Genomic DNA, 15,879 nt, shown 5'->3' on the forward strand with positions numbered 1-15,879 from the left:
ATTACAATAATCATCCCAGCAGTGATTTATTCTCAAATGCATCTATAATCTGTAGGGCCACTTTTAAGGCCTCCGTACCCTGTTGCAATGTTACTGTGGGCCTAGTATTGTTGTTAATTGCATCGGCAAAAGATTCAAGTTCATCCAAAATAGCGTTGTTGCCCAAAATGGAAGGATTTTCAAAATAAATCTGCTTTTTAACGCCTTCCGCATTTTGCAAGATCATATCAAAATCCCCGGGAACCTCCGGTGCGTCCTTCATTTTCACTACTTCCACCTTTTTCTCCAGAAAATCCACGGATATATAAGCGTCCTTTTGGAAAAATCTAGATTTACGCATGTTCTTAAGACTAATACGGCTTGCGGTTAGGTTGGCGACGCAGCCATTCTCAAATTCCAATCGGGCATTCGCAATGTCCGGGGACTGACTCAACACCGATACCCCACTTGCCTTTATCCCTATTACCTTCGAATTCACCACGCTCAAAATGGCATCGATATCATGAATCATCAAATCCAATACAACCGGAACATCCGTACCCCTGGGATTGAACTCCGCCAAACGATGCGTTTCAATGAACATGGGTTGGTTTATGGATTCCCTAACTGCAGTAAAAGCAGGGTTGAAGCGTTCCACGTGGCCCACTTGTCCCTTGACCCCAAATTTTTGCTCAAGAACCAAAAGCGTTTCAGCTTCTTCCAAGGTATTGGTAATGGGTTTTTCAATAAAAACATGCTTGCCTTTTTCCATGGCCTTCTTGGCGCATTCGTAATGGGAAAGGGTAGGAGTGACAATATCGACCACATCAACGGCATTTATCAGCGTGTTGATGTTGTCAAAATAAGTATAACCAAACTCGGTCTCCACTTTAGTACCATTCATGATATCGGCATCATAAAACCCTTTCAATTCATATTTTTCGGATTGGTTTAGCAAACGTAAATGAATCTTGCCTAAATGACCGGCCCCTAGAACCCCAACTTTGAGCATGTTGTAACTTTTTCATCAAAAATACACATAGTTTATAAGTTACGACAGCATTGTAAAATCCATTTTTGATAATTACCATTGGGGCCACTTCATTTCTAATGCTATCTTTTATAACTTTGGTAACCAAACCAAGCTAACATTGAAAGACACCTATAAACACAGGGGCATGCGAAATCAATTGGCAGAATTGCTGATTGAAAAGGGCATAACCGACAATAAGGTCTTGGATGCCATCAGGGCAGTGCCGAGGCATCTTTTTATGGACAGTAGTTTTGAAGGGCATGCATATCAAGACAAAGCATTTCCTATTGCTGCAGACCAAACAATTTCCCAACCCTATACCGTTGCCTTTCAAACGGAATTATTGCAACTGGAACCCAATTTGAGTGTTTTGGAAATAGGCACCGGAAGTGGTTACCAAACTGCCGTGCTGTTAAAATGCAAGGCAAAAGTCTTCACCATTGAAAGACAGTTGGAACTTTTTAAAAAAACGAACCTCTTCTTTAAAAAAATGGGCTATCGCCCCAAGAAGTTTGTTTTTGGGGATGGTTATAAAGGCCTTCCCGAAGAAGCACCCTTTGACCGCATTATCGTTACGGCTGGTGCGCCAGAAGTACCAAAGGCATTGATGTCCCAACTAAAAGTAGGGGGTAGGCTTGTGATTCCTGTTGGATACGAAGAGCAGATTATGACGCTTTTTGAGAGAACTTCTGAAAAGGAATTCAAAAAGACGGAATACGGTTCTTTCCGGTTTGTGCCCTTGTTGGAGGACAAAAACTAGGCAGTTAGGCATTAAAGCTCTTTTTTATACGATCCAGGTTACGCTTATTGTCCCTGTCCTTAATGGTTTCCCTTTTATCGTAAAGCTTTTTACCTTTTGCCAAAGCAATCTGTATTTTGGCAAGACCACGGTCATTGATAAATAGGGTCAACGGAACTATGGTAAGTCCGGTCGTTTTGACCTCTTTATGCAATTTTTTCAACTCCCGTTTGTTCAAAAGGAGCTTACGCTCCGCTTTGGGTTTGTGGTTAAAGTGCGATGCATGGGAATACTCGTCGATCTGCATATTGATAACAAAAAGTTCTCCACGGTCATTGAACTCGCAAAAACTTTCAGTTATGGAAGCCTTTCCATACCGGATGGATTTTATCTCGGTTCCCGCTAGTACGATACCTGCCGTAAAGGTTTCCAACAGCTCATATTCAAAGCGTGCCCTTTTATTTTTTATGTTGATGTTCTTTTGCATTTCCCACAAAAATAAGCACATTTAAGCGATATAAGGTTTTATTGCATTTATTTTGTAATGAATCCGATAGGTATACGATTAAGCATGAAAACATCAATGACCAGAATTATTTCATTTTTCGTTTTACTTGGCCTTATTATGAGCTGTGAGGTAAAGGAAAAGATTCCCACAGCCCAAGAAATAATAGACCAAAGTATTCAAGTAAGCGGTGGGAGTAACTATACGAAGTCCAATATCGACTTTGACTTTAGGGACATTCATTACAGTTCAAAATTGGAGAATGGAAATAAAGTCTTGGAGCGGATTATAGAAAGTGACACGGCCCTTATTTTGGATAGAAAGGAACCCTCTGGATTTAAGCGATTTGTAAATGACAGTCTTATTGTATTGACCGATTCTCTAGCAAACAACTATGCCAATTCCGTGAACTCCGTGCATTATTTTGCCAATCTGCCCTACGGTTTGAACGACAGGGCCGTACAGAAGAAGCTTTTGGGTAAAGTCGACATTAAGGGCAAATCGTATTACAAAATCGAGGTTACCTTTAAAGAAGAAGGCGGCGGAGATGATTTTGACGATGTTTATATCTATTGGTTCCATACGGAAACCTTTAAACCCGATTATTTGGCCTATGAATTTCATGTTAATGGAGGTGGCCAGCGTTTTCGGGAGGCGTATAACGAACGTTATGTGGGCGATATCAGGTTTGTGGACTATAAAAATTATAAACCCAAATTAAAGAATACGTCAATCTACAACATTGACAGTCTATTTGTAAACAACCAATTGGAATTACTTTCAAATATTACCTTGGAAAACGTGAAAGTTAATCGGGGCAATTACAATTAAAAACCAATCGGGTACTTGAGGGGACACCGTTTACAATGGTCACTATGAACAAGGTTCCATTTTCAGCGTCGTCAATGGGAGCATATCGGTCCTCACCTAAAAGTAAGTTTACAAATTCTGGTGTGGTATTGCTATGGCCTACGACAAGAACATTTTTATTTAGATTGTCCTTTTTAAACTGGTCTATATCCAAAATTCTTGGATCGTAGTATTGCACGTCAATGTTCTTTTTCACCGATGTTGGTGCCGCTGTCATGGATGTCCTGTTGAAATTTGTGGAATAAATGGCATCCAAGTCCACTTCATTTAAAATTTCGGCCCAATGCATGGCCCTTCCCAGACCACTTTGGTTGAGTTCTGGGTCTGCATCCTCTGGATCGGTTCTATCCTTTTCTGCATGTCTTATAAAATAAAAGGTGGAAATACCCGAACTCGCATCCTGTTTTTCAACAGGCGTATCCTCTTTGCAGGAAAAAATAGTCAACAAAAGACAAATTGATAGAATCTTTAGTACTTTCATGGTTCAGCGTTAACAATTGCGTTTATACAGAACTAAATTTACTTTAAAATAGTACGTTACACCGCTATTTTTTGTTTTTTTGCATATGAATAAATTTTGTGGGGCACTTCTTATTGTTTTTGTAGTTGTTGGTTTAAATGCTCAGGATGTCGCACTTCCTAGTGATTATCGACAGCACAATTTAACGGAATACAATTCCAGTCTACTGAACCCGGCCTTTGCATTGGATAGGAACGATCCATCCTCTTTTGCATTCTGGTCAAGGTGGCAATGGCAGACCGTTGATGGTGACCCAACGAGCTTATTTTTTAATTACTCCCATAGTCTGAACGAGCTTTCCACGGCAGGTTTGGGATTCTTTCAGCAGAATACGGAAATCTTTATTAATACAGGTATCGTTGCCAATTACGCCTATAATATTCCATTGAGCGAAACGGCAAGTTTGGGAGTTGGAATCAATATTTTGGGGTTTCAGCAAAAATTGGCGGACCAACGGTTTTTCATACCAAATCCGATACAGACCGAAATCACCAATGATTTCATTGTGCAAATGGCACCGGGCATCAATGTACGGATCGATAAGTTTAGTTTGGGACTGTCCTCGGAAAATTTAATGGATTACAATATCAGTACGAACGAAAGGAATACCAGTACCGACGGACGGATATTCCTGGCCCTCGCCAGTTACGATTTTCCGGTAGGTATACTTTCGTCCTATGAAAACTCGGTTTTAAGACCAACCCTCTATTACAAATCCATACCCGGTTTTGATTCCCAGTTGGGAATTAATGCCCTATTAAGTACAAACAAGTTTTGGACGCAACTGGGTTACAATAGTTTTTATGGAATTTCAGGAGGTGCCGGGGGCCGATTTTTTAAACGCTTTTCATTGGGCGCTTTGGTGGAATTTGGTGTTTCCAATGACCTAAAAGGAACCGACCCTACCTTTGAACTGGTCACATCCTATAAATTGGGACCATTATCCTCAGAAGAACGATATCCACAGGAAGAGCTTATTGTTGACGAACCCGTTGAACCAGAGTTGACCAGATCCGAAAAACTGGCACAGCGTGAAGCACAAAAAGAGGAGGAGCGAATGGCCAAATTGGAACGCCAGCGGCAAAAAGATTCCATAAGGGAAGCAACTAGATTGGAGCAATTGGCCATGGAAGCATCAAAACTAGAAGCCCAAAGAAAACGGGATTCATTAAATTTTGCCAAGGAAAATGCGGCCTTGGCGGAAGCCCAAGCAATAGCTCAACAAAGAAAAATCGATTCTACCCATGCAGCCAAAAAGGCCATGGAAGAAGCCTTGGTATTGGAACAACAGCGCAAACAAGATTCTATAGCACAAGTAAAATTGGCGGAGGCCGAAGATGCAAGGAAAGAGGTCGTAACCCCTGAGAAAGGCGAGCGTTATGAGGAAGTGACCAAACAGGGAACCTTGGAACCTGGCTATTATCTAATTGCCAATGTTTTTGGTACCAAACGTTATTTCGACGCCTTTATGGCTGATTTGCAGAAAAAGGGCCTGACCCCGGGATCATTTTATAGAGAGACGAACAAATACAACTACGTATTCTTGGCCCGGTACGATTCCATATCCGAAGCAAGGTCCGCACGGGATTCCAATTTTGGAGGAAGGTATACGGAAAAGACCTGGATATTCCGGGTGGTTGGTGAATAATTCCTTATTAAAGGAGTGTATAGAAGAATGTGGTACGTGCTATAATTCCCGCTTTACCAGCACTTCCAAATAGGTCATGGTGTTCAGGAGATACTTTCGGTCCATTGTTATGGTAGACATGGCAACTGCACCTTGAACCATGGTAAATAATTGCTTGGCAAACTGTAGCGGGGATACCGGTATTTTGATTTCCCCTTTATTGACACCATTTTCCAATACCAAAGCGATTTTTCCCTCTATTTCCTTAATAGTTTCCTTAGCTGCCGAAGCCAATAGTTTATTGTTATGCTGTGCATCGACCCCAACATTCAAAACAGGGCATCCACCCAAGGGAAGTGTAAAAGTGTCGTATTTCTTATAGAAATCCATGAGACTCTTTAATTTGTCCATGGTAGAACCGGAAACCCCAATGGCCTTGTCCAAAGCATCCAAGAGTATCTTGCTATTGTGTTCAAACGCCGAAAGCGCCAAGGCTTCCTTATTTTCAAAATTACCGTAAAGTGCTCCCTTTGTAAGACCCGTTGCATCCGTAAGGTCGCTCATGCTAGTACCTATGTAACCGTGTTTGTTGAAAATTGGGGCAACTGTTTCAATGATGTAGGCAGTGGTTTTTTCAGCTTTGGTGGACATGTTCCAATGTTTTATACGAAGATAAAAAAACAATACTGCATGGTATATAATACGAATAAAAAAACACCCTGAAAATATATTCAGGGTGTCTTTAGATTTGAAAATCCATTTACATGACCAAATCGTTCTGGTTTCTAAAGACCAGTTCGTCGTCAAATGCATCCAATAGAATCACACTATCGGATTTGATTTTACCGCTTAAGAGTTCCTTGGACATATTGTTCAAAACCTCTTTTTGAATGGTCCTTTTTACGGGTCTTGCGCCAAATTGTGGTTCGTATCCACGTTCCGCCAGGTAATCAATGGCCTCATCGGTAGCATCCAAGGTAATATTCTGTTTGTCCAACATTTTTTTCAAGCCTTCCAACTGAAGCTTCACAATCTGCCTGATATCCTCTTTGGTCAGCGGAGTGAACATGATGATGTCGTCGATTCTGTTTAAAAATTCTGGCCGAATCATTTTGTGCAACAGCCCAAGAACTTCCACTCGTGCCGCTTCCGATGCACTATGGATATCCGTGGAGTTTTCAAATTTCTCCTGAATAATCTGGCTACCCATATTGCTGGTCATTATGATGATCGTATTCTTAAAATCGGCAACACGGCCCTTGTTATCCGTCAATCTTCCTTCATCCAAAACCTGTAGCAAAATGTTAAAGGTATCCGGATGTGCCTTTTCAATTTCATCCAGCAACACAACGGAGTAGGGGCGTCTCCTTACGGCTTCGGTGAGCTGACCTCCCTCGTCATAGCCCACGTATCCCGGAGGAGCACCCACCAATCTACTAACGGAATGTCTTTCCTGATACTCGCTCATGTCGATTCTGGTCATGGCATTTTCATCGTCGAACAAATAGGACGCCAAGGTTTTGGCCAGCTCCGTTTTACCAACACCCGTGGTACCCAGGAAAAGAAAGGAACCAATCGGTTTTTTCATATCCTGTAAACCGGCCCTGCTTCTTCGAATCGCATCGGAGACTGCCTGAATGGCCTCGTCTTGCCCCACAACCCTTTTATGTAAGACATTTTCAAGGTTCAAAAGTTTTTCCCGTTCGCTTTGCAACATTTTTGTCACAGGAATACCGGTCCATTTGGCTACCACTTCGGCGATATCCTCGCTGGTCACTTCTTCTTTAATAAGTGTGCCAGCATTTTGCTGTTGGTCCAGTTCTTCTTGCAGTTTTGCAAGGTTTTCCTGGGCCTCCTTGATTTTACCGTATCGTATTTCAGCTACTTTTCCGTAGTCTCCATTACGCTCCGCACGTTCCGCTTCGGCCTTAAAGTTTTCAATGTCCATTTTGGTTTTTTGGATGTTATCCACAACCGATTTTTCAGTCTCCCACTTGGCAAAAATCTCGTTTCGTTCTTCCTTTACATTGGCGAGTTCCAAATTGAGCGATTTTAATTTTGATTGATCGTTTTCTCGCTTTATGGCCTCAATTTCGATTTCAAGCTGCATGATCCTTCTGTCCAGCACATCCAATTCCTCTGGTTTGGAATTGATTTCCATACGCAATTTTGATGCCGCCTCGTCCATGAGGTCAATTGCCTTGTCCGGTAAAAATCTATTGGTAATGTAGCGTTGGGATAATTCTACCGCAGCGATTACCGCTTCATCCTTTATACGCACCTTGTGATGGGTTTCATAGCGTTCCTTGATACCTCTGAGGATGGAAATGGCACTTTCCGTATCGGGCTGGTCCACGGTCACTTTTTGGAATCGACGTTCCAGTGCCTTGTCCTTTTCAAAATACTTTTGATACTCGTCCAAAGTTGTGGCGCCAATAGCCCTAAGCTCGCCCCTTGCCAAGGCAGGTTTTAAAATGTTTGCAGCATCCATAGCACCTTGTCCTCCGCCTGCACCTACCAAGGTATGGATTTCATCGATAAATAAGATTATGGCACCATCTGCACTCGTGACCTCTTTAATTACCGCCTTTAGACGCTCCTCAAATTCTCCTTTGTACTTGGCTCCCGCAATAAGGGCACCCATGTCCAGGGAGTAAATGACTTTGTCCTTCAAATTTTCGGGGATGTCGCCTTGCACGATTCTATGCGCCAATCCCTCCGCAATGGCCGTTTTACCAACACCGGGTTCCCCAACCAGCATGGGATTGTTTTTGGTCCTTCTTGATAGGATTTGCAATACCCTTCTTATCTCTTCATCTCTTCCAATAACCGGGTCTAATTTTCCACTGTCCGCCAATTCATTGAGGTTTTTGGCATATTTGTTCAATGAATTATAAGTTTCCTCCGCACTTTGAGAAGTCACCTTGGTACCCTTCCGTAATTCATTGATGGCAGCTAGCAGATTTTTCTCCGTAACCCCTTGGTCCTTTAAAATCTGGGCTATTTTACTCTTAGATTTAAAGATTGCCAAAAGCAGGTGCTCTATGGAGACATATTCATCGCCCATATTTTTGGCAATGATGGAAGCTTCATTTACGGTCTTACCCGCTTCACGAGAAAGCATAATGTCGCCGCCCTGTACTTTAGGAAAGGAGTTTAGCTCCTTTTCTAAAATCTGTTTTATCAGGTTGGCGTTAAGCCCCAACTTTTTAAAAATGAAGGGAACCACATTTTCCTCTACTTCTGTTATGGCCTTGAAAAGATGTTCGTTCTCAATTTGTTGATGCCCCAATGATTGTGCAATGACCTGGGCCTGCTGAACGGCCTCCTGGGATTTTATGGTGAAATTATTAAAGTTCATATGTGTAAATTTTGTGTTGAATGTTACTTTTGTAAGGAAGTACTCAACAATCCTACCAATTGAAATAACAGGACAAAATGTCCTGCGAAGTCAATTTTTTAAAGACATAAAGTCAGTTTTGACTAAAAGTTAAAAGCAATCATTTAAAGTTAGTTTAAGATGGCATTATTCGGGAATTTTTTTAATAAAAATAGTAACATTGAAAAGGATGGAAAAAATGACATCCCGTGGATTACCCTTAACAATCCCGACCAATTGGAGGAAATCGTAGCAAAATCAAAAAATAAATCTCAGGCTATTTTTAAGCACTCAACAACCTGCGGGGTGAGCAGAATGGTGCTGAACATGTTCAATGCGTCTTTTTCTTTAGAACCCTCCCAAATGGACCTCTACTTTTTGGATTTACACGCGTATAGGGCTATTTCCAATGCAATTGCTGATAGGTTCGAAGTTTTGCATCAGTCTCCCCAATTATTGATAATTAAAAACGGGGTGGTAGTGGCGCATAGTTCGCATGGAGGAATCTCCGATATCAGCTTGGAAAAATATGTATAAAAAAACTCCGCTTTTGCGGAGTTCCTTTTTTAATTAAACCGTTGTCTTGTGAGTATGGATTTTAGATTGTTCTTTAAATCCTCACCGGCGTCGTAGACCATTTGTTCGTTTGTTGGAAACGGCACTCGTACCGCTTGAAGAAACGGTAAAAGATCATTGTCCAAGGCCCTTTTATCCCCATTGTAATTGGCATAAATATGTTCGAACACAAATTCACTTGCCAAAGGATACTGGTTTATTTGCTGTTGTTTTCGTAAATCTGTAAAATTGACTACTCCAACTACTTGGGCACTTTTGAACTGGGTGAACTGGTAGAAATCACAACGCACGGTTTTAAATTTGTCCACCTTGATCTTGTTTCCAAGACTGTCCTTGACAATATTGCCATTTTGGTCCTCCACATATTGAAATCCGTCCTTGATCTGTTTTTCCTTAATGATCTGTTTTTCGTTCACCTGCTCTGGTGAAATGTTAATGTCCTGAAAGGAAACCTCCATCAAATAGTCGTAATCTATATTGGAAAGCCTATTGGTATGATATTCGGTCCAGAGGTTGTTCAACCCATAGGTATTCAGGTTCAATAATTCATCCTCCAAACGTTGGGGGATGACCTTATCCGTATTGTTTACCATTTCCACCAGGACAAAATCCAAACCTTTCTGATAGGCTTCGTCCATTTTATCTTTGGTATCCCGATAATTTGGATTGATTTCCTCTAAATACTTCAAATCGTCATAAGCTTCCCTATATTCATTTTTATATCTTGCATTTCCTAAAAGACCAACAGCATTGTTGTATAGATAATCCGACAAATAATCCTTGGAGGCAATAATATCGGAATCATAGTTATTGAAATTGAATCGGGCGTCCCTTCCCTCGTCCATGATGTATAAAGGAAGTAAGGGTCGGATCCCTTCCTGTATTTCCTTTAATCGAACATAGGACTCGTAAATGGTTTCATAATTTGCCGGGTTGCCATCCTTTTTTAGAAACTTGATGTTTTGAAGTTCCCTTTCCGTATTCTTTTGATAGGCCTCCTCCAAAAGGACAATGAATGCCTGATTACTTTTCTTTGTCTTGTTTTCAGCAATATTTACGATCGCTTTGTTAATGGCAGCATTGTAATTTCCTGTATTCAATGCTTCCTGAGTCCTTTTTACTCCATTACATGAAAGTAAAAAAGCACTTATTCCAAATAATAGTAGAAATCTTTTCATAACTAAAACTTTATGGGTTTCAATGTCATATTTCAAGACCTATGCCAGAAATATTCCCATACATAACGAAAAAGGATAAAGAATAGTGTAAAGTGAATGAACGGTACTTTTTAATTTCTTTTTAGGTACCATGTATGAATTCCCACATTTTAGTTATTAACGCTTGTTTAATAAAAATATATAGACATGCTAAATTTTATAGTAATAGAAATTAGGGCATATTGTACTTTTGCACAAGAATTAAAATTCATAAAGTCATGGAAAGGGATACCCGAATTTTTGAACTCATTGAAGCGGAAAGAAAGCGTCAAACAAATGGTATTGAGTTGATAGCTTCAGAGAACTTTGTAAGCCCACAGGTTATGGAGGCTGCGGGTTCCGTACTTACCAACAAATATGCAGAGGGATATCCTGGAAAACGCTATTACGGTGGTTGTGAAGTAGTTGATGAAGTGGAACAATTGGCCATAGATAGGGCAAAGGAACTGTTTGGTGCAGAATATGCGAACGTACAACCGCATTCCGGCTCCCAGGCCAATGCATCCGTATACCATGCCTGTCTACAAGCTGGTGATACTATACTAGGTTTTGATTTATCGCATGGCGGGCACCTTACCCATGGCTCACCAGTGAACTTTTCAGGTAAATTATACAATCCTGTTTTTTATGGTGTAGACGAAAAGACCGGAACCTTGAATTACGATAAAATCGAGGAAATCGCAAAAAGGGAGCAACCAAAAATGATCATAGCGGGAGCATCTGCCTATTCGAGGGATATGGATTTTAAAAGGTTTCGGGAGATAGCCGATAGTGTTGGGGCACTCCTGCTTGCCGATATTTCGCATCCTGCAGGATTAATTGCCAAGGGTCTATTGAGCGACCCAATTCCCCATTGTCATATTGTTACCACCACCACGCATAAAACATTGCGGGGACCAAGGGGAGGCTTGATCTTGATGGGTAAGGATTTTGACAATCCGTTTGGGATTACTTTAAAAAACGGTAGTCTAAGAAAAATGTCCGCTTTATTGGATTTGGCGGTTTTTCCAGGGAATCAGGGTGGTCCCTTAGAGCATATTATCGCCGCCAAGGCCGTTGCTTTTGGTGAGGCCCTTACCGAGGAATTTGGCGTGTATATGACGCAGGTAAAGAAGAACGCCGATGCCATGGCAAAGGCTTTTGTAGCCAAGGATTATAACATAATTTCAGGGGGAACCGACAATCATATGATGCTGATCGACCTTCGTAACAAGGGAATTACTGGAAAGGATGCCGAAAAAGCCTTGGTCTTGGCCGATATCACCGCAAATAAGAATATGGTTCCTTTTGATGATAAATCACCGTTTGTAACCTCTGGCATACGTTTTGGAACTGCGGCCATCACAACAAGGGGATTGTTGGAAGACGATATGAAAACAGTTGTGGATTTGATAGATAAGGTTCTTACAAACCCAGAGGATAATCAGGTAATCTCCGAAGTACGGAAGCAGGTGAATGCGATGATGGGAGGTAGGGCCATATTCAACGAAATGACCGTTAAGGCTTAATTATCTACCTCGAGGCAGAGCCGTAGAGGTCTCAGAAATCAAGTTCGCTGCGCTACAAGAGTAAAGAGATGAGACCTTTTGTCTTGGTCTCAGCCTTTTGTTTGCATTTAGGATGTGAACCACCTGATGCTATAACCGAGATAGTGACCAAAGGAATAGTTTAGATTAAACACCTTGGCGGCACTAATGAATTTCTTACTCGTATAAAAAATAATCAAGATTTGCGGAAATGAATTTTTTTTGCCGAACATCAAAAATTTCCCCTTCCTCGGCGGTATCCAAATAGATACCCCAATATTCGTTATACGAGGTTGGCTGTGGAAGCTTTTCCTGAAAATGACAGTCAAATGGATTTGTCAATGGGTCTTCAAAAACAGGAATGAAAATTTCCTCGGGCTGTTCGGTAAGTCCTTTTGTTATTGATACGTACTGTTCTGCAATTTCTGTAATTATGTTGTTGAACTGTTCAGGAATGCTATGCCGATATATATTCTTGATGATTACATTGGTATCCTTAAGGTAAAGGGTAAATTCCTGAATGTCTATTTCTAACTCTTTGTTTTGCTCCAATAGTACATTGAAACATTGAGCCAAAACGAAATTTGTAGCTTCGGTACTTCCCCAAAGTCCTTTGTTGAAGTGGCCTAGTACATCCAATAGATTTAATGGACAATCCAATTCCAGAACCAAATCCAATTTTTCATTATATGTACCGGATGTTTTTAGGGTCACATCGGCAAAGAACCTTAATTCAATAGATTTTTTAAATTCTTCCAAGCCACCAACGGCATCCGAGCATTTTGCATTTTCAAAATAAATATGTTGGTAATTATGTGGTTTGAAGTGCATACTTTATGAAGCTTTTATCATAAAGATAGCCGTAAAGAAAATCCGATGGACTTAGGAAAACCTTAGAATTTCTGAGGATATTCTGATATTCTGAAATAAAATTAAATAATTAACTGAAAATCAACTACTTAAAATTTAACAAAAGTTAGTTATAAAAAGCCTCTTTTTTTGGCTTCCTCTATTAGTGCAAGATCATTACCATTTTTGACTCCAAATAAGGACTTTAATTGTCGTTTCCGCGCTTCTACAGTTGTATTTGCCGATGCTATCAACGGGGCTATATCCCGCGTATTTGTTCCCAAGGATAAATAATAAAGAATTTTTTGGTCCTGCTCATCGATGTCAATATTACTGGCCATTCTCCTACGGACCGCTCCTAAGGCACTGGCCGTATAGTATGGAGGTTTTTTTACAACTGTATCCACCATGGTTCTTAGGGACATTTCATCTATTTCCGATTTTACCATGTAACCATCGGGATTCACGGCCTTGAAAATATTGTTGATTCTATAGCTATCACTGAAAGATGACATGAAAACTACTTTGGAGTCAGGTACGATTTCCCTCGCCAACTTACCCAAATCTACCCCAGATCTTGGATCTTTGGATTCAGCTGGGAATAATTGAATGTCCAATAGAATAATATCATAGGGGAGAGTTCGTGCAGAGTGCTCTATTTTTTCTTTACCCCTATCATAACTTTTAGCTATATCCACTTTCACGGTAAAATCTTCAAACTCTGAATCTTCAAGGATATACTTGTATCCTAAAGTTGTCATTTCATGATCATCAACCGCCAAAATCCTTACCGTTTTCATTTATTTTAATTAAATGGTCCTACTTTCAATTAACATCCAGATAAATTCTATAACAAGTTTTATTGATGCTTTATTGTTTTATTCTTTATGCGAAATTAACTCAAACTTTCTGTAATGCGGCTTGAGAATTGGAATCCACATGTTGTAAGGGTATTTCCAGGGTAATAGTAGTTCCTTTCATGGGTTCTGATATTACCTTCCACGTTCCGTTCAGTTTTTCTACCCTAGAACTGATATTACGCATTCCAATACCCCTCTTTTCCTTTTCCAAATCAAACCCTTTTCCGTCGTCGCCCATCTCAACATTTAGAATATCACCGTTTCTTTCAAATTTTACGAAGAAAGTTTTGCCATCAGAATGCTTAATGGCATTTTGCAAGCATTCCTGAATCATTCGATATAAATTTATCTTGATTTCACCCTTAAGCGCATCGTAATCCTCGTCTTCGTCGTAGTTGAAAATAGTGATAATATGGGAACTTTCTTTGACCGTACCTAATAAATCTTCAACTGAGTTTATAAAATTATTGATTTTCTGGTAGGCACTATGACTCAGCTCATGAGAAATAGACCTTACTTCCTGCTCCACATTCTTTAGCGCGTTAATGGCCTCCAATCTTGCCTCTATAGCTTCTGGTCCCGTTCTTTTGTTTAGACCGGTCAACACCATTCTCGCACCTAACATTTTCCCAAGTACACCATCATGAAGTTCCTCTGAAATTCGTTTTTGTTCCAATCTCTTGACCTCGTCCACTTTTTGTTTTTGAGTAAGCATCAAATTGAAAATCTCTTGATTATTTGCCTGTTGCTGCTGGGCAAATAATAGTTTTTGGTTTTTGGCCCTTTGATTGATAATTATATAAACAGATATTCCCAAAAGAAAGAAACCCAAGGCTACACCGGACCAAATTTGTTTCTGTCTGGCCAAAATAGCGGTCTCCTCTTCCAATTGCTCATTTTGGGCTATAAATTCATCTGTTTCAAAACGGATGCGTGCAAACTTATTGCGTGCCTGCCGCTCTTCCATTACAATACTGTCATTCAAGGCTATATACTTTTGAGCATATTTGGAGGCATTCTTGTTATCAATTTCCGCTAAAAAAGCATAGGTTTCCAAAAGACGCTCATAACTTAAACTTTCACTTGCCAACTCTATAGCCTTTTCGGCGCTATTAATAGCATTTAACGTATCATTTTCATACAAGTGAAATTTTGATTTTGCAAAATAAGAGGAAGCCAAGCCCCTAATGTCTTTAAGACTATCATTAATTTCTATTGACTCTTCGATTAATTTTGAAACTCCGGAATCTTCCTTCAAGTGAATTTTGGTTAATGCCAAATTACTTAGGGTTTTGGCATAAATCTCATTTTTTTGATTTTTTAAAATGGGATCATTATAGTTTCGTTGAAAATTTTCATACGCCTTGACATATTCACCCATAGTTAAATATACCATACCTCTATTATTAATATTTTGATTTATGTCATAATTCGAATTTTGAAGTTTTTCCAAGTAATTTAAGGCCTCATCATAATACTTTATTGATAAATCATATTCACCAAGTGCCTGAGATATTATAGCTAACGTATTATAGGAATTGTATAATTCCTTATTTTTTTTTAAAGGTTTGAGTCTTTCAATGGCAGCAATAGTATTTGCTTCACTTCCAATATAGTCCCTAATCTCTTGTTGTTGCTTGGCCATATTGTACAGCATTCGAGCAGAATGAAAGGTATCATTTTTATTTTCAAATATTTTTTGTGCTTCAGAATAGCTATAATAAGCACTATCTTTAACGGCGGTTCTAGTAAAGAAATACCCTAAGTCCCAATAAGCGTACGCTAAGGAAGTTGAATCCCTACTATTTGTTGCGAGCTGTATTGTTCTGGAATTTACTTCTCTAAAAAAAGCAGAGTCTCGCGGTTCAATATAGTAGGAAAGATTGGATAACAATTGAAGTTTTAGGCTGTCATTTTTAATATTAGTTAGTAAATCAAATGCCTCTGTTAATTCTTTCTTTCTTTTTTTAGAAGAAATGGATTCTACACTTCCATTTTTGATTTTTAACTCAACTTCCTTTTGAATTGAAATATCTTCTCCAGAGACCGACTGTGAATTCGTGGTGTTCACTAAAATGCCATAAAAGGCTATTAATAAAACAATTTTTTTCAATCCTTGTAATTTTCACTTTGTAACTGAATACTTACAAGATAACAAAACGCCCGGACATTTATTGCCGGGCGTCTAAAATATTTATT

Annotated in this window: 14 protein-coding genes; 5 read left to right on the plus strand and 9 right to left on the minus strand. The window is 39.8% G+C overall.

The window, feature by feature from the left end:
- Window positions 1-10: 10 nt before the first annotated feature.
- On the minus strand, window positions 11-991 hold the full coding sequence (locus FEK29_RS09380) for a Gfo/Idh/MocA family protein (RefSeq protein ID WP_138258166.1): 981 nt from the start codon (window positions 989-991) through the stop codon (window positions 11-13).
- Window positions 992-1,130: 139 nt separating this feature from the next.
- On the opposite strand from FEK29_RS09380, the gene FEK29_RS09385 reads away from it, so the two are divergent.
- On the plus strand, window positions 1,131-1,772 hold the full coding sequence (locus FEK29_RS09385; RefSeq protein ID WP_138258167.1) for a protein-L-isoaspartate(D-aspartate) O-methyltransferase: 642 nt from the start codon (window positions 1,131-1,133) through the stop codon (window positions 1,770-1,772).
- Between the two features lie 4 nt (window positions 1,773-1,776).
- Here FEK29_RS09385 and smpB read toward each other — a convergent pair whose 3' ends face one another.
- The gene (gene smpB, locus FEK29_RS09390; RefSeq protein WP_138258168.1) at window positions 1,777-2,238 is read right to left on the minus strand and encodes an SsrA-binding protein SmpB; all 462 of its coding nucleotides are present in this window, start codon (window positions 2,236-2,238) and stop codon (window positions 1,777-1,779) included.
- A gap of 96 nt (window positions 2,239-2,334) precedes the next feature.
- Between smpB and FEK29_RS09395 the strand changes: the two genes are divergently transcribed.
- A complete protein-coding gene (locus FEK29_RS09395) occupies window positions 2,335-3,087 on the plus strand; it encodes a DUF6503 family protein (protein WP_138258169.1) in 753 nt (250 codons plus the stop codon).
- On the opposite strand, the gene FEK29_RS09400 is transcribed toward FEK29_RS09395, so the two are convergent.
- A complete protein-coding gene (locus FEK29_RS09400; RefSeq protein ID WP_138258170.1) occupies window positions 3,065-3,607 on the minus strand; it encodes a SixA phosphatase family protein in 543 nt (180 codons plus the stop codon). The two genes, FEK29_RS09395 and FEK29_RS09400, sit on opposite strands and share 23 nt — an antisense overlap.
- A gap of 85 nt (window positions 3,608-3,692) precedes the next feature.
- Between FEK29_RS09400 and FEK29_RS09405 the strand changes: the two genes are divergently transcribed.
- Window positions 3,693-5,294 (plus strand): PorP/SprF family type IX secretion system membrane protein, encoded by a 1,602-nt coding sequence (locus tag FEK29_RS09405; protein ID WP_138258171.1) that lies wholly within the window; start codon window positions 3,693-3,695, stop codon window positions 5,292-5,294.
- Window positions 5,295-5,333: 39 nt separating this feature from the next.
- On the opposite strand, the gene FEK29_RS09410 is transcribed toward FEK29_RS09405, so the two are convergent.
- Both FEK29_RS09410 and clpB read right to left on the minus strand, forming a co-directional pair.
- The gene (locus FEK29_RS09410) at window positions 5,334-5,924 is read right to left on the minus strand and encodes a TetR/AcrR family transcriptional regulator (protein ID WP_138258172.1); all 591 of its coding nucleotides are present in this window, start codon (window positions 5,922-5,924) and stop codon (window positions 5,334-5,336) included.
- Window positions 5,925-6,033: 109 nt separating this feature from the next.
- Complete coding sequence (gene clpB, locus FEK29_RS09415; RefSeq protein WP_138258173.1) at window positions 6,034-8,634, minus strand: ATP-dependent chaperone ClpB; 2,601 nt, start codon at window positions 8,632-8,634, stop codon at window positions 6,034-6,036.
- Between the two features lie 159 nt (window positions 8,635-8,793).
- On the opposite strand from clpB, the gene ytxJ reads away from it, so the two are divergent.
- Window positions 8,794-9,189: a bacillithiol system redox-active protein YtxJ gene (gene ytxJ, locus FEK29_RS09420; RefSeq protein ID WP_138258174.1), complete on the plus strand. Its 396-nt coding sequence runs from the start codon at window positions 8,794-8,796 to the stop codon at window positions 9,187-9,189.
- Between the two features lie 29 nt (window positions 9,190-9,218).
- Here ytxJ and FEK29_RS09425 read toward each other — a convergent pair whose 3' ends face one another.
- Entirely contained in the window at window positions 9,219-10,406 is a 1,188-nt protein-coding gene (locus FEK29_RS09425) for a hypothetical protein (protein ID WP_138258175.1), read from the minus strand.
- 257 nt (window positions 10,407-10,663) lie between these two features.
- Between FEK29_RS09425 and glyA the strand changes: the two genes are divergently transcribed.
- Window positions 10,664-11,953, plus strand: a complete 1,290-nt coding sequence (gene glyA, locus FEK29_RS09430) for a serine hydroxymethyltransferase (protein WP_138258176.1) — start codon at window positions 10,664-10,666, stop codon at window positions 11,951-11,953.
- A gap of 195 nt (window positions 11,954-12,148) precedes the next feature.
- Here glyA and FEK29_RS09435 read toward each other — a convergent pair whose 3' ends face one another.
- The 3 genes from FEK29_RS09435 to FEK29_RS09445 all read right to left on the minus strand — a co-directional run bounded on the left by FEK29_RS09435 (window position 12,149) and on the right by FEK29_RS09445 (window position 15,793).
- On the minus strand, window positions 12,149-12,802 hold the full coding sequence (locus FEK29_RS09435; protein WP_138258177.1) for a hypothetical protein: 654 nt from the start codon (window positions 12,800-12,802) through the stop codon (window positions 12,149-12,151).
- A 149-nt stretch (window positions 12,803-12,951) separates the two neighbouring features.
- On the minus strand, window positions 12,952-13,620 hold the full coding sequence (locus FEK29_RS09440) for a response regulator (RefSeq protein WP_138258178.1): 669 nt from the start codon (window positions 13,618-13,620) through the stop codon (window positions 12,952-12,954).
- Between the two features lie 100 nt (window positions 13,621-13,720).
- Window positions 13,721-15,793 carry an ATP-binding protein gene (locus tag FEK29_RS09445; RefSeq protein ID WP_138258179.1) on the minus strand — a complete coding sequence of 691 codons (2,073 nt, stop codon included), beginning with the start codon at window positions 15,791-15,793 and terminating at the stop codon, window positions 13,721-13,723.
- Window positions 15,794-15,879: the final 86 nt, after the last annotated feature.

Origin of the sequence: Maribacter aurantiacus (assembly GCF_005780245.1) — a bacterium.
GTDB classification, from domain to species: Bacteria; Bacteroidota; Bacteroidia; order Flavobacteriales; family Flavobacteriaceae; genus Maribacter; species Maribacter flavus.

What these genes read in the sequence shown, in the direction of transcription:
- FEK29_RS09380 (WP_138258166.1), bottom strand. Translation starts at nt 991, where the DNA reads ATGCTCAAAGTTGGGGTTCTAGGGGCCGGTCATTTAGGCAAGATTCAT.
- smpB (WP_138258168.1), bottom strand. Translation starts at nt 2,238, where the DNA reads ATGCAAAAGAACATCAACATAAAAAATAAAAGGGCACGCTTTGAATAT.
- FEK29_RS09395 (WP_138258169.1), top strand. Translation starts at nt 2,335, where the DNA reads ATGACCAGAATTATTTCATTTTTCGTTTTACTTGGCCTTATTATGAGC.
- FEK29_RS09400 (WP_138258170.1), bottom strand. Translation starts at nt 3,607, where the DNA reads ATGAAAGTACTAAAGATTCTATCAATTTGTCTTTTGTTGACTATTTTT.
- FEK29_RS09405 (WP_138258171.1), top strand. Translation starts at nt 3,693, where the DNA reads ATGAATAAATTTTGTGGGGCACTTCTTATTGTTTTTGTAGTTGTTGGT.
- FEK29_RS09410 (WP_138258172.1), bottom strand. Translation starts at nt 5,924, where the DNA reads ATGTCCACCAAAGCTGAAAAAACCACTGCCTACATCATTGAAACAGTT.
- clpB (WP_138258173.1), bottom strand. Translation starts at nt 8,634, where the DNA reads ATGAACTTTAATAATTTCACCATAAAATCCCAGGAGGCCGTTCAGCAG.
- ytxJ (WP_138258174.1), top strand. Translation starts at nt 8,794, where the DNA reads ATGGCATTATTCGGGAATTTTTTTAATAAAAATAGTAACATTGAAAAG.
- FEK29_RS09425 (WP_138258175.1), bottom strand. Translation starts at nt 10,406, where the DNA reads ATGAAAAGATTTCTACTATTATTTGGAATAAGTGCTTTTTTACTTTCA.
- glyA (WP_138258176.1), top strand. Translation starts at nt 10,664, where the DNA reads ATGGAAAGGGATACCCGAATTTTTGAACTCATTGAAGCGGAAAGAAAG.
- FEK29_RS09435 (WP_138258177.1), bottom strand. Translation starts at nt 12,802, where the DNA reads ATGCACTTCAAACCACATAATTACCAACATATTTATTTTGAAAATGCA.
- FEK29_RS09440 (WP_138258178.1), bottom strand. Translation starts at nt 13,620, where the DNA reads ATGAAAACGGTAAGGATTTTGGCGGTTGATGATCATGAAATGACAACT.